The organism is Pseudomonas tremae (assembly GCF_023278125.1).
Taxonomy (GTDB): Bacteria; Pseudomonadota; Gammaproteobacteria; order Pseudomonadales; family Pseudomonadaceae; genus Aquipseudomonas; species Aquipseudomonas tremae.
Genome location: NZ_CP066270.1, coordinates 3297465 through 3319996 on the forward strand (window position 1 = coordinate 3297465; position 22532 = coordinate 3319996).

Sequence of the window (22532 nt, forward strand, 5' to 3'; positions counted from 1 at the left end):
TCATCTATAGCTCACCCCCAACCAATTTGCCACCACCGGACACGGAGGGCGGCGCATGCATGGAGATTGCCATGAGCAAGTCACCCTCCGCAGACAAAAAGCACCGCAAGGTGTTGGCGTACTCGGTCGAAACCAATGACCCGGAAGAGTCGACCATTCAGTTCGCTACGTCGAACGCCGCCGCACGCCGACAGGGTGCTAACGAGATAGGCACCGACTTCAGTGGTGTGTCTTGCCGTCGCGCGCAATGGGCCGACCAATATGCTGGCCTGCGTTACATCCCCGCTCAGGCCTACATCGATGCGGGCTGGTGGTTCGATTGCAATCACTGCGGCACCCGCTGCGACAGCGATGCATGCAGATGGGACGAAGAAACAGATACTGATATTCCACTGGATCTGGTTTTCGATGGCCGTGTTGTGTACTGCTCAGTAGAGTGCAAGAGCGGGCACGACGCGGAAGTCAGTGCACGTAACGCCAAGTTTGAGGCATTCAAGGCCGCTGCTGCCGATGCCCAGCCGGGAGTTACTTTTACCGGATTCACTGGCGGCTACCCCTATTGCGCAAACAGCGGAAAATTTACTTTCCCTGGCGCTCAGTACGGCGGATCAGTCAGCGACACGGAAAACAGTACAGAGCTGACTTGGTGGGTCTGCGCCGTCGATAAAGTAGCGTGGGACCTCTTTATATTTGAACAGCGGGCTGCCTAACCATTGCGCTGAAAACTCTCAACGTTACCCAGCGCTTCGCGGTAGCGCGCTATTGCAATGATCTGTCGAACGAGGGCGAGTAGTTCGGCATGGTTTGGGCCTTTGAAGTTTTCTAGAAGCAGATTCAATATCTCGGCTTCTTCCGCGATCGCCTCAAGCGCTTCTGTATCACTTTTTAAAGTCATGACGGTGCCCTACCAAGCTGGTTGTAAAAATCTCTAATACCTCAATTTCAACGACTCACGCCACCCTTCGGAATCGATTATGAGCCAGCTCCACCAGATACTGGTAGGCGACTGCATCGACATGATGCGCACGCTGCCAGATGAAAGCGTGCATACGTGCGTGACCAGCCCGCCCTACTACGGTCTGCGTGACTATGGCGTCGAAGGCCAGATAGGCCTTGAGGAAACGCCCGCTGAGTTCATCGCCCGATTGGTCGACGTGTTCCGGGAAGTGCGCCGGGTGCTCCGCGCTGACGGCACGATTTGGGTAAACATGGGTGACAGCTACGCCGGCAGCTGGGGCGCGCACGGCCGGGACGACATGGGCGTCGGTGTTTCGACGATCAGCCAGCGCCAGGTGATGGCGAGCCAGCGCAAATCGAAAGCGACGACACATGCCGAGTACAAGCCGAAAGACTTGATGGGCATGCCCTGGCGTCTGGCCTTCGCGCTGCAGGACGACGGCTGGTATTTGCGGCAGGACATCATATGGCACAAGCCGAACCCTATGCCGGAGTCGACGCGCGACCGCTGCACCAAAGCTCACGAATACCTGTTTCTGCTCAGCAAGTCGCGTCGGTACCACTGCGAAATGCAGGCCATCAGAGAGCCGGCAGCATATGGCCCAACACCTTCTGGCGTTGGATTTGGTCACGGATTCGACGTGGTACCGAAACCACGCGTAACTGTGCCGACCGGCTGGGACACTTCCACCGGCGAAGGTGGCCACGGGGCCTTTCACAAGGATGGTGCTGAACGGAAGCGGCGGGACAGCTTCAAGCGCGACGATTCGAAGCGCGAAGCAGCGATTCCCGGCCAGTCAAAAGGCACGCACCGGCCTGACCGGGATGAAAGCGCCTACGACACAGCGACGCGCAACAAGCGCAGCGTCTGGACCGTGGCGACCCACGCATTCAAGGAAGCCCACTTCGCCACCTTTCCACCCGACCTGATCAGGCCCTGCATTCTGGCCGGCGCGCCGCGCGGCGGTGTGGTGCTGGACCCATTCGGCGGCGCCGGTACCACGTCGCTGGTTTCGATGCAGGAAGGTCGCAGGTCAATAATCTGCGAGCTGAACCCAGGGTATGCGGCATTAGCCCGTGCTCGAACCGACGCGGCTTGGGCGGACGGAGCGGCACAAATGGATGTGTTTCATGACGCAGAGCCAGCCGCATGAATCAGACGATTAAGGCTTCTTTGCCCCGACGAGCGTCCACAGATCCTTCAGGGCGCCAACAGCCGCTTGCATGCGCTCCTCATCGCCGGGATAACTCGAAGACCTTATAGAGCTGATCGCTCTTTCAACCAGCGCCTCAGGATGGCTGCCGGATCTGACCTTCATATCTTCGAGTAGCGTTAAAACCAAGTGCTCCAAAGCAATGACCTTCGCTTCTTGTGACATTCGAATCTCCTTTAACCGGCTTCTTGCCGGGCAACCACCAATACCCCACTTCAACGACTCACGCCACCCCGGCGAGGATGAACCATGTCCGAAAAACAGATCGATCCGAAAAAGCTCGAGCGGGCTATCCGCAAGATCAAGCATTGCCTGGCGCTTTCGCAAAGCTCGAATGAAAACGAAGCCGCCACGGCGATGCGCCAGGCACAGGCGCTGATGCGTGAGTATCACTTGAGCGAGACTGACGTAAAGGTGAGCGACGTCGGTGAGGCTAAGTCGTCCATGTCGCGAGCTGCGCGCCGCCCGTTATGGGATCAACAGCTGAGCGCAGTTGTGGCCAAGGTTTTTAACGTCAAGGCCCTGCGTTTCACCCATTGGTGCGAGACCAAAAAGAACCGCGTCGAGCGTGCCAAGTTTGTGGGAGTGAGCCCTGCACAACACATCGCTCTCTACGCCTACGAAACTCTTCTTGCGAAGCTGACGCAGGCTCGGAACGCTTACGTTTCCGGGGTTCGTGCCGGCAAGTTCCGGAGCAACTATTCCGCCTCCACTGCCGGCGATCACTTCGCCATAGCCTGGGTGTTCGCAGTTGAGAGCAAGTTGCAAGAGCTTGTGCCGCGTGGTGAAGACCCGACAACGCCAGAACACCAAAGCGCAGGACAGGGGCTGGTAGCAGTAGAGGCCCAGCACCAAGCGTTGATCGATAGCTACCTCGCAGACAAGCAGATCGGCAAAGCCAGGAAGGTCAGAGAGGCAGAGCTCGACCTCAACGCCCAGATAGCCGGGATGCTGGCCGGCACCAAGGTCGACTTGCATGCAGGCTTGGCCAACGGCGCCGAGCATGCGCCCGCCCTGCCTGCCACCGCCTGACCCCAGGCTACCCATCACGCAATTCACGGCGCGCCTCGAAAGACTGACGCCTATGCGGAGCCATTACATGATCAATCTCTTATGGCGAATGCTCGCCAAACTAAACTGCTACCGCAAATCTTATTTTGCGGCAGCAGTTTTAGTTGCGATAGCTTCAGCCGCAGATGTATGGGTAAACATAGCAAGGATCCTCAGGATCCGGCGCATTACGCGGATTGGCTGAAATCGCCTTACCTGCTGCTACCTGCACGGGCGCTGCGTTTGAGTCCTTGGAGATATTCTTGCCTGCGTCCTGCGAAAGCGCGTATTTTCCATCGGCCACAGGAGCTAATGGCTTGGACGCCGCCGCAAATGCCATGCCTTGCAGTCCAACCACTGCGACAGTTGTCACAACAAACCCTTTCAGAACAGATTTTTTAGTAATGCTAGTCATGGTATCTCCTCAGAATTTCTAGTAGCTAGAACGTGTAAGAGCCTATGATTAATATTATGCGTAGCATATAAGCTGCTACGAGAATACTGTGCGTGACTTTTCTAAAAAGATCTAACGCGTGCAAAATGAACAAAGTTTAATTTAGTTAGCGGCTGCTAAATCGTCTCCATTCCCAATGCTTCCGGCACCGCATCCCGCTCATCAAAACTACACCAATTAACTCAATGTCAGCCGCGTGTGCGGCAAGGACGAAGTCATGCCCGAAGAAGCGTTGATAGGCCCCGTCGAAGTCACTCGCGACGAGAACGGCTACTGGTATCACCCAGGAATCCCGAATTTCGATGAAGACCACGCCGCCTACAAAGCGTGGCTTGATGGCCAGCAGTTGAAGGTGGTCGGCTGGCACATGGATGCCGAACTTGAATCGCATCCTTACTGGGAAGAAGGCGCAGCCAACTGCCTCGGCTGGGAACCGGAGAAGCCGCCGGCCTACGACTGGTTCTTGCTCGGAATTTTCGATACCGAGGATGGCCCATACGTGCAGTGGGCACGGCGGGTGGTGACGCCATGACCCAGCCCAAGGAAAGACCGATCCTGTTCAGCGCGCCGATGGTACGCGCCATCCTGTCGGGCCAAAAAACGGTCACACGGCGCGAGGTAAAGAAGCAAGCAGCGCTGGATTGCTTGGCCGCTGGCTTCGAACCTGAATTTCTGGCTCTGCCCGGCAATGCCGACTTGTGCCCATATGGCGGGCGGGGCGACCGGCTATGGGTGGGAGAGACATGGGGCGTCATAAGTCATGACTTCGATGAGCATGGAAACATGATTGATTGGAAGCCCGATCGACCGGCGTCCAAGATTCGCGAAATGCGCTTCGGGCGGGGCTACTACTCAGGACATGTCATCTATCGCGCCGACAGCGAGGCGGCATGGGCGGGTGACGATGACGGTGGCGGGGATGATCGTTCCGCTTGGAAACCCAGCATTCACATGCCGCGAATAGCGAGCCGCATCCTGCTGGAGATTACCGACGTACAGGTCGAGCGCCTGCACGCCATTTCCCGAAGTGACATCCGGGCGGAAGGCTTGGAATGCCCGCCAGAACTGGCGAGTGACGACGTATCACCCAATTATCGCGACTGGTATCCCGCCGCATGGCGGGATCTCTGGGAATCAATCAACGGCGTCGGCGCGTGGGATGCAAACCCGTGGGTCTGGGTCGTCGAGTTCAAGCGTGTGAAGAGCTGACTCTATTCGCCATTCAATATCCAAATTGCGAATAAAGCCGCAGCAATTGCCATGACAATGACAATGAAAATCGCCAAGCCAATCCAAACAATGGATGTTTGCAAGTACAAAACCTCTGGGTGAGGAGCCGTTGCGGCACCTCTGGACGCTAGCCGGTCGCGGTTGTCGCCTACCTCACGATAAATATCAGCTCCCCCCGGCCAGTCGACGCAATGCCATACCTGAGCTCGCCCAGGTACTGATCGTGCATTGAGTAGACCCGGTCATCGATGATTCTGAAGATCATCTTTTTGCCTGACCAGACATTGCCGTCGATAGCCCGCCTGCCGAGCCTGGCATTGCGCGGTCCGTAGACCTCGTCCGTGGTTGTGGTGCATTCCATGACCGCTCCTTGGTGTTGCGCCAGCTCCTGCTGGGTGCGTGGACCATAGCAGTGATCGATAGCACCTGCCGAATATCCCCTTTCCATTTAGAGCCTGCCGGTCATCGGCGGGCGAGGTATTTCTATGGCTAGTCCAAAACATCACACTCGTGAATCAATAATCAACGCCCTGCCTGATATTGCTGTGCAGCTCCCACTCGACTGCGAGCTGGTTGTGATAGCTGTGCGCCCAGGCAGTGACGACTTCGACTTGGTCCTGCCATCGCCGGAAGCGAATCTGAACAACGCTCTTGATGCTCTCCGTCGAACTGGCCTGAGCATCGACGGCGATAACGCTTATAAGCGCGATCTTCTGGACGCTGCGGTCGGCGCGATGGGTTTTGGTTTTCAAGGCAAGACTCCGCCGCCTCCCGCCCACTGGGCCCATCGCTTCTATGACCTCGGCCGCGCAGAGGCGGTACTGCGCGAAGAGTTGGTGTATGCGCTCAAGCTCAACCGCGACAACCTACGAGCATGCCAGGCGACCATCCACCTTTGCGGCGGCTTCGATCCGGCTTACGTCAACGACGCGCAGGCAGCCATGAAAGTGGCTGACGCAGTGCTGAGCAAGACGCCTCAATAACCCCTTCCGCCGCCCAGCGCGGCCCGGAGCAATATCATGAGCAAAGTTACCCTCGACGAGTGGGCGGCCGACCAGTTCCGGACGCCGCCCAGCCTGAACACGCTGCGCAAGTGGGCTCGCGAAGGCCGAATAGCGCCAGCACCTGTGAAGCATGGCCGGAGCTACTATGTAGAAGCCGAGGCGCAATACAGCGAACCCGAAAAACCGATTGTCCGTATTACGGGCGGAAGCCTGATCAGCCGAATAGAGAGTGCACGAAATGGTTCCGAGGCCGCGTAACGCAGGGTCAAAAGACCTACCGCCTAACTTGTATCGAAAGACCGATAAGCGTAACGGGCATATCTACTACACCTACCGTGACCCGGTCACCGGCCGCATGTTCGGCCTGGGCAAGGACAAGGCGGCAGCGATTATGGAAGCTGTCGCCGCCAATCATGCAGACGTACTGAAGCCGACATTGGCGCAACGGATCGCAGAGCCAGTCGCAGTGGATGACCGCACATTCGCTGATTGGCTCGGCGAGTACGACCTGATCTACACAGAACGCGGCTTAAGCGCCCACACGACCAGAAGCATCAAGAGCAGACTCAAGGTCATCAACAATGCTTTCGGCGAAAAATACATGCGCAGTATTCGGACAATGGATATCGCGACGTTCCTCGCCACATTCACCAAGGCAGGTAAAGCGCCAATGTCCAAAGCATTGCGGTCGCTGCTAAGGGATGTATTCACAGAAGCCATTGCGGCTGGATGGTGTGACTTGAACCCGGTCGATGCGACAAAGGCCGCGAGGTCAAAAGTGAAGCGTGGACGTCTAAGTCTCGAACTCTGGAAAGCAGCTCACGCTGCGACTGACAGACCTTGGCTGAAGCGTGCGATGGAGCTTGCTCTACTCACGGGCCAACGCAGAGACGACATCGGCTCGATGCTGTTCAAGGATGAGCATGACGGCTTCTTGCATGTCATTCAGTCGAAAACCGGCGCTCGCCTGCGGATCAGCACCAGCCTCAGGCTTGAGGCAATAGAACTTGACCTGTCGAGCGTAATAAAAATGTGCAGGGACAGAGTGCTGTCAAAGCACCTGGTGCATCACACAAGAACGGTCGCCGTCGCAAAAGCAGGGAGTCCAGTAAAGCTGAATACTCTGACGCTGGCCTTTGCCGAAGCCAGGGATAAGGGTGCTGCTGCTCTAGGCATTGACTTAGGTACGAGCCCGCCCAGCTTCCATGAAATGCGATCCTTGGCCGCACGACTTCATGCGTTAGAAGGCCGTGATCCTCAGAAGCTGCTGGGTCACCGCAACGCAGCGATGACTGAGATGTATAGGGATGGTCGCGGGTCGGATTGGATCGACGTCGCGTAATTCGTTTTAGGAATATATTGGGGGAGTTTTGGGGAGGATTTTACTCCCTTTAAAATCAAGTAGTTACGCTATCGTGGTGTTCCTGACTGCAACATGCCGATCATGAGCGGCTATGACATGGCGTCCGCCATCCGCACCCTGGAAGGCGCGTCAGCCCGACCCCGTTGCCCGCTGTGGGGCTTTACAGCCAATGCCCAGCAAGACGAGATAGACCGTTGCCTGGCTGCGGGCATGGACGACTGCCTGTTCAAACCCATCAGCCTGTCGACGCTCAGCGAGCGACTAGGCACGATATCTCCTCTGGGGCGCACAGCCGCGCTGCCTTTCAGCCTCGACAGCGTCAGCAACCTGACCGGCAACCGCCCGCAGATGGTCGAACGCCTGATCGCCCAATTGCTGCAGAGCAACCATGAGGACCGGTTGTCACTTGCCAGGTTGGTACTGGAAGACAATCGCGGGAAGACCGTCGAACTGGCGCACAGGATCAAGGGCGCAGCCCGCATCATCAGCGCCTCGCGGGTGGTTGAAGCGTGTGACGAACTAGAGAAGGCATGCGAAGCCGACGTGACAGATGAGCAGTTTCATCTCTGCCAGAAGGCCGTCGAGCTGGCGATGATCGAACTTGAGGATGCACTAATTCTGCAGCAGGCCAAACCTGACTGAGAAACACCGGGAGACAATGTAGCGGAGGGGGCATTGCGGGGAACAGCAGGGGAAGCAGGCTATGCCTGCTTCCCCTCACATCAGGCGGCCGGGTTGATTTCTTTTTCCGGGTACCAGACGTCGATCAGCGGGCTGACAGTGACTTCTGTCAGTTCGCTGCGGCCTTTGAGCCAGGCTTCGACAGCAACACGCTGCTCTTCGCTGACCGAGCCACGCTTGCTCAGGCAAACCAGACCGAAGTCGTCGCCGCCCACATAACCAAGACCGTTTGCTTCCATTGCTTCTTTCAGGAAAGCATCAAGGAAAGCATCGATTGCCTTGTCATCCAGCTCTTGCTTGAAGTCCAGGTTCAGTTCAAAACCTAATTCCTGGAACTCGTCCACACACAGTTTTTTGCGCAGACGGCGGGAGCGGTTAGTGGCCATGGGACAATCCTCATCAATAAATATCGGGCGGCACTTTACCAGCTTGGCGTTTTAAAAGCCCGACAATTGCTGTTTGCAATCCGAACATGGCATGTCGGCGACTGCTGAACGAGGTCGATAAAAAATCGCGATTCCGCGCCCTACCTCTGTCACAACCCGGTTCCGCTTGGGGCATAATGCCGCTCGTTCGCGGCGCAGCTTTATGTATTACAAAAAACCGCAGCGAATTCACTACTATAGTTATCGAACAGTTACCGGGGGAATTCATCCATGCCCTCTTTTTTATCTCCCTCTTTGCAGTAGGGTTTTAGTCAATGATCAAGTCGTTACGTCCATTGTTGCTCGCCTCGCTTTTTTTGCCACTGGCCCTGCCCTCCTACGCTGCCGTCGTCAACACCACGCTACCCCCCAAGGTTCAACAGGCCTTGAAAGCCAGCAAACTCGGCGATGATGCGCTCTCGCTGGTTATGCTGCCGCTCAACGGCCCAGGTACACCGACAGTCTTCAATGCCGATGTGTCGGTAAACCCGGCTTCCACCATGAAGTTGATCACCACCTATGCGGCGCTGGAAATACTCGGCCCTACGCACCAGTGGAAAACCGAATTCTTTACCGATGGCACCCTCAGCAACGGCGTGTTGCGCGGCAATCTGTACCTCAAGGGCGGCGGTGATCCAAAGCTCAACATGGAAAAACTCTGGTTGCTGATGCGTGACCTGCGGGCCAACGGGGTGCAGCAGGTGACCGGTGACCTGATCCTCGACCGCAGCCATTTCGTGCAGCCGCAATTGCCAGTGTTCAACGATGACGGCAACGACACCAACAAGCCGTTTCTGGTCAAACCCGACGCGCTGATGGTCAACCTCAAGGCCCTGCGCTTCGTGACCCGAAACGATGATGGCAAGATTCTGGTCTCCGTCGAACCGCCCATTGCCACAATCCACATCGACAATCAGGTAAAGGCCAGCGCTTCGAAGCAGTGCAGCGGAGACGTTCGCTACAACCCGGTGACCCAGGCTGACGGCAGCGTGAACGTGACCGTGACAGGTCAACTGGGTAATGGCTGCAACTCCCAGACCTATCTCTCGCTGCTGGATCACCCGGCTTACGCGGCTGGCGCAGTGCGGGCTATCTGGCAGGAGCTGGGCGGCACCATTCTGGGCAAGGATCGGGTTGGCGTAGTACCTGCCAACACCAAACTGCTGGCCAAGGCTTTTTCGCCGGACCTGGCGGAAGTTATCCGCGACATCAACAAATTCAGCAACAACACCATGGCCCAGCAGCTGTTCCTCAGCCTGGGAGAAGAGTTTCGTAATGACGCGGACGGCGACGACGGCAAGGCCGCACAACGCGTAATTCGTCAGTGGCTGGCGAAAAAGGGTATCACCGCGCCGCATCTGGTGATGGAAAACGGCTCGGGGCTTTCCCGCGCGGAGCGAGTCAGCGCACGTGAAATGGCGATTATTCTGCAAGCTGCCTGGCGCAGCCCGTATGCCGCCGAGTTCATGAGCTCGATGCCGCTGGCCGGGCTTGACGGCACTATGCGCAAACGTCTCAAACGCACCCCTCTGCTGGGCGAGGCGCATATCAAGACCGGCACCCTGAACACCGTGCGAGCCATCGCCGGTTTCAGCCGCGACAGCAATGGCAATACCTGGGCGGTCGTGGCTATCCTCAACGATCCGCGTCCGTTCGGCGCGTCTTCGATACTGGATGAAGTATTGATCGACCTGTATCGCCAGCCGAAGCTTGCCAGCACGACGGTCTCGATCCAGCAATAAATAACGTCCCTGCCTGCGTCATGAAGGCCCGCTTTCGCAGCGGGCCTTGCTGTTTCACATCAGCGCGCTGTGTGGATGCACCGGATCACGGCTGCTCGGGTTCGACGTGGTCCCGACCAGCCTGTTTGGCGGCATAGACGCCCGAATCGGCACGCAGCAACATCGCGTCGATCCCCTCACCTGCACGCAAGCTGGCAATCCCGAAACTGGCCGTAACAACATGATCGACGTCTTCGATCACTTGATTACGCAACTCTTCACGCAGGCTCAGGGCCAGTTGGTAAGCCTGTGCGCCTCGGGTGCCGGGGCACACCACCATGAATTCCTCGCCGCCCAGGCGACAGAACACGTCATCGCTGCGCAGGCGGTGACTGATCTTTTCCGAGATAGCCTTGAGTACCTGATCCCCTGCGGCATGCCCGAAGCGGTCATTGATGCGCTTGAAATGGTCGATGTCGAGCATGATGATCGACAAATGACCGCCGTGCCGATCGACCCTTTTCAGCTCAGCCTGCATCCGGTCCTGAAAATAACGCCGGTTGTAGGCGCCAGTCAGTACGTCGGTGACCGACAGCTCGCGCAGCTCCTGTTCGACTCGCTTGAGGTCGGTGATGTCTGACACAAATCCGTGCCACAACACACTGCCGTCGGCCAGCCGCTCGGGTGTAGACGCCGCGCGCAGCCAGCGCTGGCCCTTGCTGGGCAGCTCGACGCGATACTCTTCGCTCCACGCCGTCAGGTGCCTTGCACTGGCAAGGATCGAACTTTTGACCCGCACCAGATCCGTTGGATGAATGCGCCGCAGGACCGCATCGGAATCCTCCAGCAGCTGTGCTTCGTCGACTTCGAACAATTCGCTCATGCCTGCGCTGGCATACCTGAAGTGAGCACTGCCATCGACGCCCAGATGGTACTGGTAAATACCGCCAGGCACTTGAGACCCCAGCTTCTTCAGCAGCTCCCCCTGCTCGGCCAGGGCTTCGTTGACGCGTTTGTGCTCCGTGACGTCGAGGCACACGGCCAGATAGCCCGTCCATAGCCCCTGATCGTCACGCACGGCCGTGACCAGCATGTCCACGACCAGAGTGCTGCCATCACTGCGCTGCAGGGTCCATTCCTGCGACGGGTGGCTGCCCTCTTGCACGGCATCGAGAAACATCAGTTGGGAGGCGCTGACCGGCCGGCCCAGTTCCCTGCTCAGGCTGCCCGCCCGCAACTCCAGCTCAGCGGACTGATAAAGGTCCATCAGACGAAATTTGCCGAGCACGTCCTCTTGCGCGTAACCCAGCATCTTCTGCGCGCCAACGTTGAAAGTGTTGATCAGGCCATCCAGATCGGTGGCGATGATGGCCACTTCGGTCGCAGCGTCGAGCACGTTGCGCAACTGACCGTGGGCGGCCCGCAACTGCAGTTCGCGCTGGCGTAGCTCGCGAGTGCGCTGAGCGACGCGCTGCAAAGCCCGCTGACGCTGACTGATCAGGCTGTACAGCAAGGCGCTGAGCATCAGACTCAGGAGCCCACCCAGCCACATCACCCGACCCGGCATCACGATCTGATTACTCTGGCTGAAAATCTGCGTCGGCCGTACCTCGACCAGGTAATCCCTGTCGCCCAGGCTCAGCAAGCTGCTGGCGTAAAGCTGATTGTTTATTGCGGCAACCGGCGATTGGTAGACCTGCTCGGGCTTTGCCGGTGAGCTCAGGTCCTGCATGGTCACCGAAAGGTTGTCCTGCTCCACAGTGCCCACATTCATCAACTGCGCCAGACTGATGATTGCGGTGACATAACCTTTCAGCTCGGAAGACGGCGAGGACACCGAAAAAACCGGTGCCACGAGCAAAATACCGTAGATATCGGACGGGTCGAGGGCCAGCAGACGGATGCGCGGCGTTGCGACAATATGCTTGAGCAGGCGTGCACGCTCGATAGCACTATGGCGTACCGGCTCGGACGCAATATCCAGACCCAGCGGCGGCGGCACCTTACCAAGGGTCTGGATGAACCGCACAGGGAAATACTCGTCCCGTACATCGGCTATCTTCAGCGCGCCGTTCTCGTCGAGTTCGCGTATGGCGTAGTCGGTCAAACCCTCCTTGCGTGCCTGTGCTTCAAAAGCAGCCCGCTCGGTCCGGCTGACTTTGGGGTTCCAGGCATACGCCTGGGTTCCAAGCAGCAAAGGTGCAACGAAGCCATCAAACTCTGACGGTTCGACCTGCCGAGAGAAAATGAAGAAGCGACTGAGGGTATCAAGCCGCGTGACCTGTCGGTCGAGGCGCTCCTGGAGACGACTGAAGCGTTCGGCCGCCAGCATGTCGAAACGCTGACGCAACTGCCGTTGATACAACGCATTATCAGCCACCGCCAACATGACGGTGAGCGCCCCACCGACCAGAAAAGCCAGAACAGCCACAAGCCAGGGCGACAGCTGGCCACTGATGAAACTCAATACTCTGAGCCTGAAACGTTTCACTGTCATCGGCAGAAACTCATGACGCCAACGAACTGAAGCGTCAAGCTGGCTATGACTTCAGTTATAGCCACTCGCCGATAATTTTCATAGGGCCAGTGATTATTTCAGTTGGGTGTCCATGCTGGCCCGCAACTCGCCTGTTTTCCCGAGTGCAATCCCTCTCAGGGCGATGAGCAGGCCTGTATGAATGCTACAGACCAGCTCATTGCGCTTGATCTCAGGCGTGCGCCATTATTTTCCAGGCGCGATGAATCTTGCCGTTACGGGCAAAGTCAGGGTCGATGGTCTGTGCGGTGATGTCCTCGACCGAGTAACGCTGGGCGAGATTTTCATCAAGCACGAACTTGCGAAAGTTATTGGAGAAATACAACACGCCACCGGGTGCCAGGCGTGCCATTGCCAAGTCGATCAGCTCGACCTGATCGCGCTGCACATCAAAGATCCCTTCCATGCGCTTGGAGTTCGAGAACGTCGGGGGGTCAATGAAGATCAGGTCGTACTCGTCTCGATTGGCCTGTAGCCAGGCCATCACATCACCCTGCTCCAGACGGTTCTTGTCGGAAAACCCGTTGAGCGACAGATTGCGACGAGCCCAGTCAAGGTAGGTACGCGACAGGTCGACACTGGTGGTGCTGCGCGCGCCGCCCTTGGCAGCATGGACGCTTGCCGTCGCGGTGTAGGCAAACAAGTTGAGGAAGCGCTTGCCGAAAGCCTCACGCTGGATGCGCATGCGCATCGGGCGGTGATCGAGAAACAGCCCGGTGTCCAGGTAGTCGGTCAGGTTGACCAGCAGCTTGACACCGCCTTCGCTGACTTCCAGAAACTGGCCTTGGGCACTCTGGCGTTCGTACTGCTTTGTGCCGCTCTGGCGCTCGCGACGCTTGATCACCACGCGACTCTTGTCGATGTTCAGCGCCTGCGGAATAGCAGCCAGCGCATCGAACAACCGGGCGGAAGCCTTTTCCGGATCGATCGTCTTGGGCGCAGCGTATTCCTGAACGTGAACCCAGTCGTGATACAGGTCGATCGCCAGTGAGTACTCAGGCATGTCGGCGTCGTACACTCGATAGCAGTCGATACCCTCGCGGCGCACCCACTTGCCCATCAGCTTGAGATTCTTCTGCAGGCGATTGGCGAACATCTGCCCGCCTTCGCTCAGGCGCGCCTGCTCGACGACCACCGGCTCTGGCTTGATCGGATTGCCGTTCTTGTTGAGTTTTCTTTCAACTTCTTCGACTTCGACCGGGTTATCGCGCTCGACCTGACGCTGCTCGGGAGTGCGACGCTCGCCGGTGACAAACTGATCGGGGGTTACCTTGATCAGCAACAACTTGCACGGCAAGGCGCCGTTCCAGAACGAATACTGTTTATGGCTGCGAATGCCCATTCGCTTGCCCAGATCAGGCGCACCGGTGAACACCGCAGCTTCCCAATTGAGACAGGCCTGACGCAGGCGTTCGCCCAGGTTTTGATAGAGATACAGCAGGCTGGCTTCGTCACCCAGACGCTCGCCGTAAGGAGGGTTGCAGATCACCAGGCCTTTCTGGTTCTGATCCGGACGCGGCTCGAAGGTCGCCACTTCACCCTGGTAAACCTTGATCCAGTCACTCAGCCCGGCGCGCTCGATGTTGTTGCGGCCCGGCTGGATCAGACGTGGATCAGCCTCGTAGCCACGAATCCACGAAGGGGTTTTGGCCAGCCCTGCTTCGGCACGCGCCAGGGCTTCGTCGTGCAGCTTGCGCCACAGCGCAGGCACGTGGCCGAGCCACGCAGAAAACCCCCAGCGCTCGCGCTTGATGTTGGGGGCAATGTCGGCGGCAATCATGCCGGCCTCGACCAGAAAGGTACCTACACCGCACATGGGGTCAGCCAGCGCGCCACCCTCGGCGGCAATGCGCGGCCAGCCGGCCCTGATCAGAATCGCGGCAGCAAGGTTTTCCTTGAGCGGCGCAGCACCCTGCTGCAGACGATAGCCGCGCTGGTGCAGGCTGTGACCGGAAAGGTCGAGCGACAAAATCGCCTCACCACGATCAAGGCGCAGGTGTACCCGCAAGTCCGGGTTGATCTTGTCCACCGACGGACGCTCGCCATCAGGCGTGCGCAGTTTGTCGACGATCGCGTCCTTGACCTTCAATGCACCAAAATGGGTGTTGTCGATGCCCGAGCCATGCCCGCTGAATTCCACCGCGATGGTGCCTTCCGACTCGAGATGGTCATGCCACTCGACATCCAGCACGCCGTGGTAAAGGTCTTCGGCGTCCTTCATCGGGAAGCGCTTGAGCACCAGCAACACGCGGTTGGCCAGGCGCGACCAGAGACACAGCCTGTAAGCGGTCTCCATATCGGCGGAGCCGCGAATGGCTGAAGTGTGCTCGCGGGTCTCTTGAAGGCCCAGTGCAGTGGCTTCCTCGGCAAGCAGACCTTCAAGGCCTTTGGGGCAAGTGAGGAACAGTTCGTAGCGATCCGACATGTGTATTCCAGGGCCTGAGCCGTCAGCGGCGGGCAACGCATTGCCCTGCCAGATTTGAACAGGCGTCTTTCGTGGAGAGCGCCTGCGTGGCACGTTATGTGTGCCGGTCCACCGCATGATTGTGTCATCTCATTGCGGCAGTTTCGGGCGTATTAAAACAGATATCAGGGCCGACGACGTCGCCAATGAAAAGCTGCGTCTGGATAACACCAATTTGAAAAGTCACATTTCTACGGCGGGTTGACGACCCTTCGTCGCTTAATTACATAAGGCATACCGCCATTACCTGCGGCTGATAAGCGATCTCAATACGTGCTCAAGTGCCCGATTCGACAGGGATTGGCCAAAAGTCGCACGAACGGTTCGTCGCTGCTTATTGCTCGACAGACCTGAATGTGACGTGCTTATGACAAAACGATCATTCACACCGCCCTGTGGTTTGGTTAGAAATCACCACAGGTCATCACTGCAACGGTGATGGCATCAAGGCCCGCCACGCCGGCAGCGGGCACCAACGGCAGAAGATTCTGCCCGACCTCATCACGGGGTCTCAGGGATATTACAGTCAACAGACGAGGGCATTACCCTATGAGAAGACTTAAGCGTGATCCGTTGGAAAGAGCATTTTTACGCGGATATCAATACGGCGTTCATGGCAAATCCCGTGAGCTTTGCCCTTTTACTCTACCGTCAGTACGCCAGGCATGGATCAATGGCTGGCGCGAAGGACGCGGCGACAACTGGGACGGTATGACCGGCACTGCGGGCATCCACAGACTCAACGAACTTCACGCGGTCGGATGAGGCGACACAAAGACTGTCAGGCCTCCATCGGGCTATCAACATGACTGACTGATTCACACCTGCACCATGCACGCCCGACCCGGGCGGCGGGCCGAGGCCCAGGGGCTCTTTCGAAGAGCCCCTTTTTTTGACCGTCGAACCACATCCTGCTAATCAGTCTGTCTTGGGTGGCATGGCCGCAATGGCATCCACCGACTGACGAATCAGTGCCGGGCCCTTGTAGATAAAACCGGAGTAGATCTGCACAAGGCTGGCGCCCGCCGCAATCTTCTCGGCTGCATGCCTGCCCTCGGTGATGCCGCCCGCAGCAATGATCGGCATGCGCCCCGCCAACTCGCCGGCCAGTACCTTGACGATATGGGTGCTTTTTTCCAGCACCGGCGCACCCGACAGCCCACCCGCCTCGTCGCCGTGCGGCAAGCCTTCAACGCCCTTGCGACTGAGCGTGGTGTTGGTGGCAATCACCGCATCCATACCCGACTCGATCAGCGCAGCGGCCACCAGCACGGTTTCTTCATCGGTCATGTCAGGGGCGATCTTGATGGCCAGCGGTACACGCTTGCCGTGCAACTGAGTGAGCTCACCCTGACGCAGGCTCAAGGCCTGGAGCAATTGCTTGAGCGAGTCACCGAATTGCAGGCTGCGCAAACCCGGTGTGTTCGGCGAGCTTACGTTGACCGTGACGTAACTGGCGTGTGCGTAGACCTTGTCCAGGCAGATCAGGTAATCGTCCACTGCCCGTTCGACCGGCGTATCGGCATTCTTGCCGATATTGATGCCCAGAATGCCGCTGTACCTGGCCGCCTTGACCCTGGACACCAGGTTGTCGACGCCAAGATTGTTGAAGCCCATCCGGTTGATGATGGCCTCGGCGTGCGGCAGCCGGAAAACACGCGGCTTGGGATTGCCTGGCTGGGGACGTGGCGTCACGGTGCCGATCTCGACAAACCCGAAACCCAGTTGCGCAAAACCATCGATGGCAGCGCCGTTCTTGTCCAGCCCGGCCGCCAGCCCTACAGGGTTGGGAAACTCCAGGCCCATCACGTTAACCGGCAGCTTTGCAGGCGACTTGCTCAGCAGGCCGTTCAGGCCCAGCCGACCGCCTGCGCCGATCAGGTCAAGCGACAGGTCGTGGGAGGTTTCCGGGGAAAGTTTGAACAGTAACTGGCGGGCCAGGTTATACATGGCGGGATAGGCTCGTGAGCAGCTGAATTCAGGGTGGCGATTATAGACGTGTGCAGGCAGCTCAGGCGAGCGCACGTTAAACTTCCTGTCGGCTGACGATGGCATATGCCTTGCTTTAAACGGTAATCGGCATTCATTCCAACGACGGAGTGGTGCATGGACAACGGCGTCGCTTCCGCCCCTTGCACTGGCATCGGGCAGAACGACGCCTTTTTTCTGGATGAATCTTTATGAAGTACGCGGCATGACTGAACGAACCGGCAACGCCCTGGACTGGGTAGGCGGCAGCGACGCCCCGGAAATGAACAGCCTGGACGTAGGTTTCATGGCGCTGACCGATTGCGCCCCGCTGGTGGTCGCTGCGACTCAGGGTTTCGCCCAGCCTTACGGGCTGAGCCTGAACCTGAAGCGGCAGACCTCCTGGTCCGCGTTACGCGACAGACTGGTCAGCGGGCAACTCCAGGCAGCACACAGCCTTTACGGCCTGATCTACGCGGTGGAGCTAGGAATCAGCGGTGGCCCGGCGACTGAAATGGCCATCCTGATGGGTCTCAACCAGAATGGCCAATGCATCAATTTGTCCCGCGAGCTGCAACAAGCCGGGGTGATCACTCCCGAAGCACTCGACAAGCGCGCGCACCAAAGCGGTTCACGACTGACGTTCGCCCAGACCTTTCCCACTGGCAACCATGCGATGTGGCTGTATTACTGGCTCGCCAGCCAGGGCATCCACCCGCTCGATGATGTGAACAGCGTGGTGGTGCCGCCCACGCAAATGGCCCAGCACCTGCAGGCCGGGCGCATCGACGGCTTTTGTGTCGGCGAGCCTTGGGGGGCCAGCGCCGTGCATCAGCAACTGGGCTTTACCATGGCCACCAGCCAGGCGATCTGGCCGGATCACCCTGGCAAAGTGCTGGGCTGCACCCGTGAGTTCGTCGAGCAGAACCCCAACACCGCCAGGGCGCTGATCATGGCCGTGCTGGAGGCCAGCCGCTTTATCGAGCAAAGCGATCACAACCGGCGCAGCACCGCACAGCTGCTGAGCGGTGCGGATTACCTGGACACTTCGCTGGACTGCATCGAGCCGCGACTGCTCGGTCAGTACAGCGACGGCCTCGGCAACCAGTGGCAGGACCCTCATGCGGTCAGTTTTCATGATCAAGGGCAGGTCAACTATCCGTGGCTGTCAGACGGCATGTGGTTCATGACTCAGTTCCGACGCTGGGGGTTATTGCGCGAAGACCCTGATTACCTGGCGGTCGCCAGTCGTGTTCAGCAACTGAAGCTTTATCGTCAGGCAGCCGAAGCCTTGAGCATAAGCGTCCCGACGACGAGCCTGCGCAGCAGTCAGTTGATCGACGGCAAGGTCTGGGACGGCAGCGATCCGGCTGGATACGCACGCAGCTTCAAACTTCACTCGCTGGCCGATACCGCGCCCGCCGCTTTCAGCCGTTGAAGGAGACCTGATCATGCTGCGTATCCTGCTTATCAACGACACCGCCAAAAAAGTCGGGCGTCTCCGGTCGGCGCTGACCGAGGCCGGATTTGAAGTGATCGACGAGTCTGGACTGATCATCGACCTGCCCGCCCGGGTCGAAGCCGTGCGCCCGGACGTCATCCTGATCGACACCGAATCCCCCGGACGCGATGTGATGGAACAGGTCGTGCTGGTCAGCCGCGACCAGCCGCGCCCCATCGTGATGTTCACCGACGAGCATGATCCGGGCGTGATGCGTCAGGCGATCAAGTCTGGCGTGAGCGCCTACATTGTCGAGGGCATTCAGGCCCAACGACTGCAGCCGATCCTGGAGGTGGCCATGGCCCGCTTCGAGAGCGATCAGGCGCTGCGTGCGCAGTTGCACGCACGAGATCAGCAGTTGGCCGAGCGCAAGCGCATCGAACTGGCCAAGGGAATGCTGATGAAAATGAAGGCGTGCAACGAAGAAGAGGCCTACACACTGATGCGGCGCCAGGCGATGAGTCGCCAGCAGAAGCTGATTCAGGTAGCCGAGCAGATTATTGCGATGAGCGAGCTGTTGGGATAGAAACGTAGAAAGGCCTGCGTGGGCAGGCCTTTCCGGTTGGCAAGGCTGGCGATCAGCTCAGCGTCACATCCTTCATCGCAGGAATATAACCGTAGTCATATTCTTCCTGCACGAACGAGCGATCCCCTTTCAAGAGGATTCTCACCGTCGGCGCTTCGGTCCCGCCGATACGATAATCCTCGCCTTCGGTGGGCACGCTGTCGATGAAAGAAGTTACCAGACCGTTTGGCATGACGCAGTGCGAATACGTCTGGAAAGGCTGCTCGGGCGGATTGCCAAGCACCAGGCCAGAAGCGTTCATTGGCCGGTAAGGACCGAACAAATGTTCGCCGACAAAACCGTACACCCCGTCTGGCCCTGTAACACCGTCGGCATACGTGAACTTGTGGCTGATGGTGAACAAGTAATACTTGCCGTCTTGAAACACGTAATGCGGACGTTCGGTCTGATCGTTTACGCCGACCGCTGTTACCAACGGTGGAAGTAGTTCCCACTCTTCACCACTGAGATCCTTTGCGACCGCCAGACCGATACAGCCCACCTGGAATCTGGCACCCCCCACATCTTCATGACCTGGTGGCACAGGGCCAAGTTCGGCAACCCCTACTGTATGCGAACCGCGTTCACCGGCGACATTGCCTTCGAACACCATGTACAACTTGCCGTCATTGGGATCAATAAACGGACTGGGGTCGCGAAAGTTCCAGGTCGAGTTCTGCGCTTCGGTTTGATAATACGTGCCGTCGGCGTCGAAAAGAATCTTGACGTCGGTAAAGTCTTTCAACTCCACGCCTTTATCAGAGGTAACAATACGACCGCGAACTTTGGCAATCGCTGCGCCAGGCGTGACGCAGGTGTAATAAAGATCAATATCGCCCTTGTCATTCAACAGTATGGGTGTGCCCGCCCACTCTCGTGTTGTAGGCGATACACCCTCGGCCATTACACGGCCACCAAAGATCCAGTCCTTGCCAGTACGCGAGTACCAGTAGCACATGCGTGCGCGGCCATGTCGATCTTCCCAGTCGCGCTTGATGTCATAGCGACCGTCGGGCCCCAGGTACTGAGGGTCGTCAGGATGGCGGTCCGCCGTCAGGGTGATGATCACTGACCAGCCGTTGACCGAAACCACCGTGCCGTCGAGCTCTCGCAGCGGCATGGTATCCCAGATAAATACCGTATCACTCATGACCGGAAAGTCCGGGCTGACCAGTGGCTGCGTGGTGGTCGGGTCATTTTCATTGACCTTCAGCGCATCGGCGCGGGACCAGACAGTAGGTGCGTAATTGATGTCACTCATGATGATGTATCCTTTATTGGCGCCTGTAATGAAGCGCGAAGAAGAGGACATCCCGACGTACATGGGCACTGCCGGGGTGCATCTGACATCGGCCTTTCAGTTCGTTAACAAGGAAAAGCCGAGATAAAGCGCGAGTATCCGATTACTTTTTTCAAAGTAAGCATTTATCGACATTGAACGACGGCCCGAAAGTAAAGACTGTCGCGGTGAAGAGTACAATCATCTGTTACGGATGAGCCGTTTCATCAGCGGCAGAACGGATGCTGTCAGAGATAACGCACAAAGTAAATTAAATATTTGAGACGTTATTAATGTATACCGTGATCCGACAGTGAATTAATAAATCTTCACATTTGTTGATCACCTCTATTAACCGCATCATACAAAGGCATCGAAACAGCATCACAATGACAGCACTTATTGTTTTAAATAGTGGCACACTAAATAGATACCGAATCTGTTGAACTTTAATACACCCTACAAGGACCCCACTCTCCAGCCGGGATCAATTCAAGGATATCGACCTGCACTAACCACAAAAACCCTGACTCGGCGACACGCCCTTTTTTGCAGCGTGCTGGCCGGCCATCGCTCGATTCAAGGTCATTTGGGCAGGTCTGTCGCAGCTATTGAAATGATTCAACCCCTTACACCGCGTGACGCCGAGCCGGTTGCAAGCGCATTGGCCCGCCTATTGCTATGTCTATCGCACCGATAGCCAACGGCGGCTATCACGCTTACGACAAAGACGTCGCTCATCTCTTTCCGCTCCGGTGGACTGAGGGGCGACGTCTTTTGCGTTTTGGCCCCGGCGAAGGGGCCGGTGGAGTCGCCGTAAACCGGAACACTCCACCACAACGTCTGGAAAAAACGTGTCGTGGCCATGACCCGACTGACCCGCTGGCAGATGATGAGGTGCACACATGGATACAAACTTCTGGAAGGCCGGCCACAAACCGACCCTGTTCGCAGCCTTTCTGTATTTCGACCTGAGCTTCATGGTCTGGTACTTGCTCGGCCCGCTGGCGGTACAAATTGCCACTGACCTGCAGTTGACCACTCAGCAACGCGGCCTGATGGTGGCCACGCCGATTCTGGCAGGCGCCGTGCTGCGTTTCTTCATGGGCCTGCTGGCCGACCAGTTATCGCCCAAGACAGCTGGCATCATCGGACAGGTGATTGTCATCGGCGCTCTGTTCGCGGCTTGGCAATTGGGCATTCATACCTATGGCCAGGTGCTTTTGCTGGGCCTGTTCCTTGGCATGGCTGGCGCCTCGTTCGCCGTCGCGTTGCCCTTGGCGTCGCAATGGTATCCGGCACAACATCAAGGCAAGGCAATGGGCATCGCAGGCGCAGGCAACTCGGGCACCGTGCTGGCCGCGCTGATTGCGCCGGTACTGGCCGCCAGTTTCGGCTGGGGAAATGTGTTCGGTCTGGCGTTGATCCCGTTGGTGCTGACCCTCATCGCATTCACCCTGATGGCACGCAACGCGCCGGAGCGCAGCAAGCCGAAGTCCATGGCGGACTACCTCAAGGCGCTGGGCGACCGTGACAGCTGGTGGTTCATGTTCTTCTACAGCGTCACGTTCGGGGGGTTCATTGGCCTGGCCAGCGCCCTGCCCGGCTACTTCAACGACCAATACGGACTGAGCCCGATTACCGCCGGGTACTACACCGCCGCCTGCGTGTTCGGTGGCAGTCTGATGCGCCCGCTGGGTGGCGCGCTGGCCGATCGCTTTGGCGGGATCCGCACACTGACCGTCATGTATGCAGTGGCTGCCATCGGCATTGCGGCAGTCGGTTTCAACCTGCCAAGTTCGTGGGCAGCACTGGCGTTGTTCGTCGCGGCTATGCTTGGCCTGGGCGCCGGTAACGGCGCTGTCTTTCAACTGGTGCCCCAGCGCTTTCGCAAGGAAATCGGCGTGATGACCGGCCTGATAGGCATGGCCGGCGGTATTGGCGGTTTCCTGCTGGCTGCCGGCCTGGGCACCATCAAACAGAACACCGGTGATTACCAACTGGGGCTGTGGCTGTTTGCGGGCCTGGCAGTGCTGGCCTGGTTTGGCCTGATGAACGTCAAGCGTCGCTGGAGAACCACCTGGGGTTCGGCTGCCGTGACAGCAGCTCGGGTCTGAACT

At 58.1% G+C, this 22532-nt stretch carries 23 protein-coding genes; 14 read left to right on the forward strand and 9 right to left on the reverse strand.

Going from position 1 to position 22532, the window contains the following annotated elements; all coding sequences use genetic code 11:
• Positions 1-71: 71 nt before the first annotated feature.
• Positions 72-710, forward strand: a complete 639-nt coding sequence (locus tag I9H09_RS15080; protein ID WP_122347253.1) for a hypothetical protein — start codon at positions 72-74, stop codon at positions 708-710.
• On the opposite strand, the gene I9H09_RS15085 is transcribed toward I9H09_RS15080, so the two are convergent.
• Positions 707-895: a hypothetical protein gene (locus I9H09_RS15085; RefSeq protein ID WP_053480306.1), complete on the reverse strand. Its 189-nt coding sequence runs from the start codon at positions 893-895 to the stop codon at positions 707-709. The two genes, I9H09_RS15080 and I9H09_RS15085, sit on opposite strands and share 4 nt — an antisense overlap.
• A 79-nt stretch (positions 896-974) precedes the next feature.
• Between I9H09_RS15085 and I9H09_RS15090 the strand changes: the two genes are divergently transcribed.
• On the forward strand, positions 975-2111 hold the full coding sequence (locus I9H09_RS15090) for a DNA-methyltransferase (RefSeq protein ID WP_122347254.1): 1137 nt from the start codon (positions 975-977) through the stop codon (positions 2109-2111).
• 9 nt (positions 2112-2120) lie between these two features.
• Here the strand turns inward: I9H09_RS15090 and I9H09_RS15095 are convergent, their stop codons facing one another.
• On the reverse strand, positions 2121-2336 hold the full coding sequence (locus I9H09_RS15095) for a hypothetical protein (RefSeq protein WP_024691619.1): 216 nt from the start codon (positions 2334-2336) through the stop codon (positions 2121-2123).
• 84 nt (positions 2337-2420) lie between these two features.
• Here I9H09_RS15095 and I9H09_RS15100 point away from each other — a divergent pair, with 84 nt between their 5' ends.
• A complete protein-coding gene (locus tag I9H09_RS15100; protein WP_122347255.1) occupies positions 2421-3203 on the forward strand; it encodes a DUF2786 domain-containing protein in 783 nt (260 codons plus the stop codon).
• Positions 3204-3357: 154 nt separating this feature from the next.
• Here the strand turns inward: I9H09_RS15100 and I9H09_RS15105 are convergent, their stop codons facing one another.
• A complete protein-coding gene (locus tag I9H09_RS15105) occupies positions 3358-3636 on the reverse strand; it encodes a hypothetical protein (RefSeq protein WP_122347256.1) in 279 nt (92 codons plus the stop codon).
• Between the two features lie 256 nt (positions 3637-3892).
• On the opposite strand from I9H09_RS15105, the gene I9H09_RS15110 reads away from it, so the two are divergent.
• Entirely contained in the window at positions 3893-4207 is a 315-nt protein-coding gene (locus I9H09_RS15110) for a hypothetical protein (protein ID WP_122347257.1), read from the forward strand.
• Positions 4204-4884 (forward strand): hypothetical protein, encoded by a 681-nt coding sequence (locus I9H09_RS15115; protein ID WP_122347258.1) that lies wholly within the window; start codon positions 4204-4206, stop codon positions 4882-4884. The genes I9H09_RS15110 and I9H09_RS15115 overlap by 4 nt, the downstream gene beginning before the upstream one ends.
• Before the next feature lie 169 nt (positions 4885-5053).
• Here the strand turns inward: I9H09_RS15115 and I9H09_RS15120 are convergent, their stop codons facing one another.
• A complete protein-coding gene (locus I9H09_RS15120; RefSeq protein ID WP_005897532.1) occupies positions 5054-5266 on the reverse strand; it encodes a hypothetical protein in 213 nt (70 codons plus the stop codon).
• 124 nt (positions 5267-5390) lie between these two features.
• Here I9H09_RS15120 and I9H09_RS15125 point away from each other — a divergent pair, with 124 nt between their 5' ends.
• The 4 genes from I9H09_RS15125 to I9H09_RS15140 all read left to right on the forward strand — a co-directional run bounded on the left by I9H09_RS15125 (position 5391) and on the right by I9H09_RS15140 (position 7914).
• The gene (locus I9H09_RS15125; RefSeq protein ID WP_122347259.1) at positions 5391-5888 is read left to right on the forward strand and encodes a hypothetical protein; all 498 of its coding nucleotides are present in this window, start codon (positions 5391-5393) and stop codon (positions 5886-5888) included.
• Between the two features lie 36 nt (positions 5889-5924).
• On the forward strand, positions 5925-6167 hold the full coding sequence (locus tag I9H09_RS15130; protein ID WP_024671456.1) for an excisionase: 243 nt from the start codon (positions 5925-5927) through the stop codon (positions 6165-6167).
• The gene (locus I9H09_RS15135) at positions 6148-7251 is read left to right on the forward strand and encodes a phage integrase Arm DNA-binding domain-containing protein (protein WP_122347260.1); all 1104 of its coding nucleotides are present in this window, start codon (positions 6148-6150) and stop codon (positions 7249-7251) included. Before I9H09_RS15130 ends, I9H09_RS15135 begins: the two co-directional genes overlap by 20 nt.
• Before the next feature lie 93 nt (positions 7252-7344).
• Positions 7345-7914, forward strand: a complete 570-nt coding sequence (locus tag I9H09_RS15140; RefSeq protein ID WP_122323680.1) for a response regulator — start codon at positions 7345-7347, stop codon at positions 7912-7914.
• An 80-nt stretch (positions 7915-7994) separates the two neighbouring features.
• Here the strand turns inward: I9H09_RS15140 and I9H09_RS15145 are convergent, their stop codons facing one another.
• Positions 7995-8339, reverse strand: coding sequence for a YggL family protein (locus tag I9H09_RS15145; protein WP_005732557.1), 345 nt, complete (start codon positions 8337-8339; stop codon positions 7995-7997).
• A gap of 314 nt (positions 8340-8653) precedes the next feature.
• Here I9H09_RS15145 and dacB point away from each other — a divergent pair, with 314 nt between their 5' ends.
• Positions 8654-10120, forward strand: coding sequence for a D-alanyl-D-alanine carboxypeptidase/D-alanyl-D-alanine endopeptidase (gene dacB, locus I9H09_RS15150; RefSeq protein WP_005897518.1), 1467 nt, complete (start codon positions 8654-8656; stop codon positions 10118-10120).
• Positions 10121-10205: 85 nt separating this feature from the next.
• On the opposite strand, the gene I9H09_RS15155 is transcribed toward dacB, so the two are convergent.
• Both I9H09_RS15155 and rlmKL read right to left on the reverse strand, forming a co-directional pair.
• On the reverse strand, positions 10206-12596 hold the full coding sequence (locus tag I9H09_RS15155) for a sensor domain-containing diguanylate cyclase (protein ID WP_122347261.1): 2391 nt from the start codon (positions 12594-12596) through the stop codon (positions 10206-10208).
• Between the two features lie 211 nt (positions 12597-12807).
• Positions 12808-15060 carry a bifunctional 23S rRNA (guanine(2069)-N(7))-methyltransferase RlmK/23S rRNA (guanine(2445)-N(2))-methyltransferase RlmL gene (rlmKL, locus tag I9H09_RS15160; RefSeq protein ID WP_024691680.1) on the reverse strand — a complete coding sequence of 751 codons (2253 nt, stop codon included), beginning with the start codon at positions 15058-15060 and terminating at the stop codon, positions 12808-12810.
• A 588-nt stretch (positions 15061-15648) separates the two neighbouring features.
• On the opposite strand from rlmKL, the gene rmf reads away from it, so the two are divergent.
• On the forward strand, positions 15649-15864 hold the full coding sequence (gene rmf, locus I9H09_RS15165; protein ID WP_002553055.1) for a ribosome modulation factor: 216 nt from the start codon (positions 15649-15651) through the stop codon (positions 15862-15864).
• Positions 15865-16017: 153 nt separating this feature from the next.
• Here the strand turns inward: rmf and I9H09_RS15170 are convergent, their stop codons facing one another.
• Positions 16018-17049, reverse strand: coding sequence for a quinone-dependent dihydroorotate dehydrogenase (locus I9H09_RS15170; RefSeq protein ID WP_053932298.1), 1032 nt, complete (start codon positions 17047-17049; stop codon positions 16018-16020).
• 244 nt (positions 17050-17293) lie between these two features.
• Here I9H09_RS15170 and I9H09_RS15175 point away from each other — a divergent pair, with 244 nt between their 5' ends.
• Complete coding sequence (locus I9H09_RS15175; protein WP_053932297.1) at positions 17294-18505, forward strand: CmpA/NrtA family ABC transporter substrate-binding protein; 1212 nt, start codon at positions 17294-17296, stop codon at positions 18503-18505.
• A 13-nt stretch (positions 18506-18518) separates the two neighbouring features.
• Positions 18519-19094 carry an ANTAR domain-containing response regulator gene (locus tag I9H09_RS15180; RefSeq protein ID WP_005886558.1) on the forward strand — a complete coding sequence of 192 codons (576 nt, stop codon included), beginning with the start codon at positions 18519-18521 and terminating at the stop codon, positions 19092-19094.
• A 52-nt stretch (positions 19095-19146) separates the two neighbouring features.
• On the opposite strand, the gene I9H09_RS15185 is transcribed toward I9H09_RS15180, so the two are convergent.
• A complete protein-coding gene (locus I9H09_RS15185) occupies positions 19147-20394 on the reverse strand; it encodes a glycoside hydrolase family 68 protein (protein ID WP_236502411.1) in 1248 nt (415 codons plus the stop codon).
• A 923-nt stretch (positions 20395-21317) separates the two neighbouring features.
• Between I9H09_RS15185 and I9H09_RS15190 the strand changes: the two genes are divergently transcribed.
• A complete protein-coding gene (locus I9H09_RS15190; protein ID WP_005897494.1) occupies positions 21318-22529 on the forward strand; it encodes a nitrate/nitrite transporter in 1212 nt (403 codons plus the stop codon).
• The last annotated feature ends 3 nt before the right edge of the window (positions 22530-22532 follow it).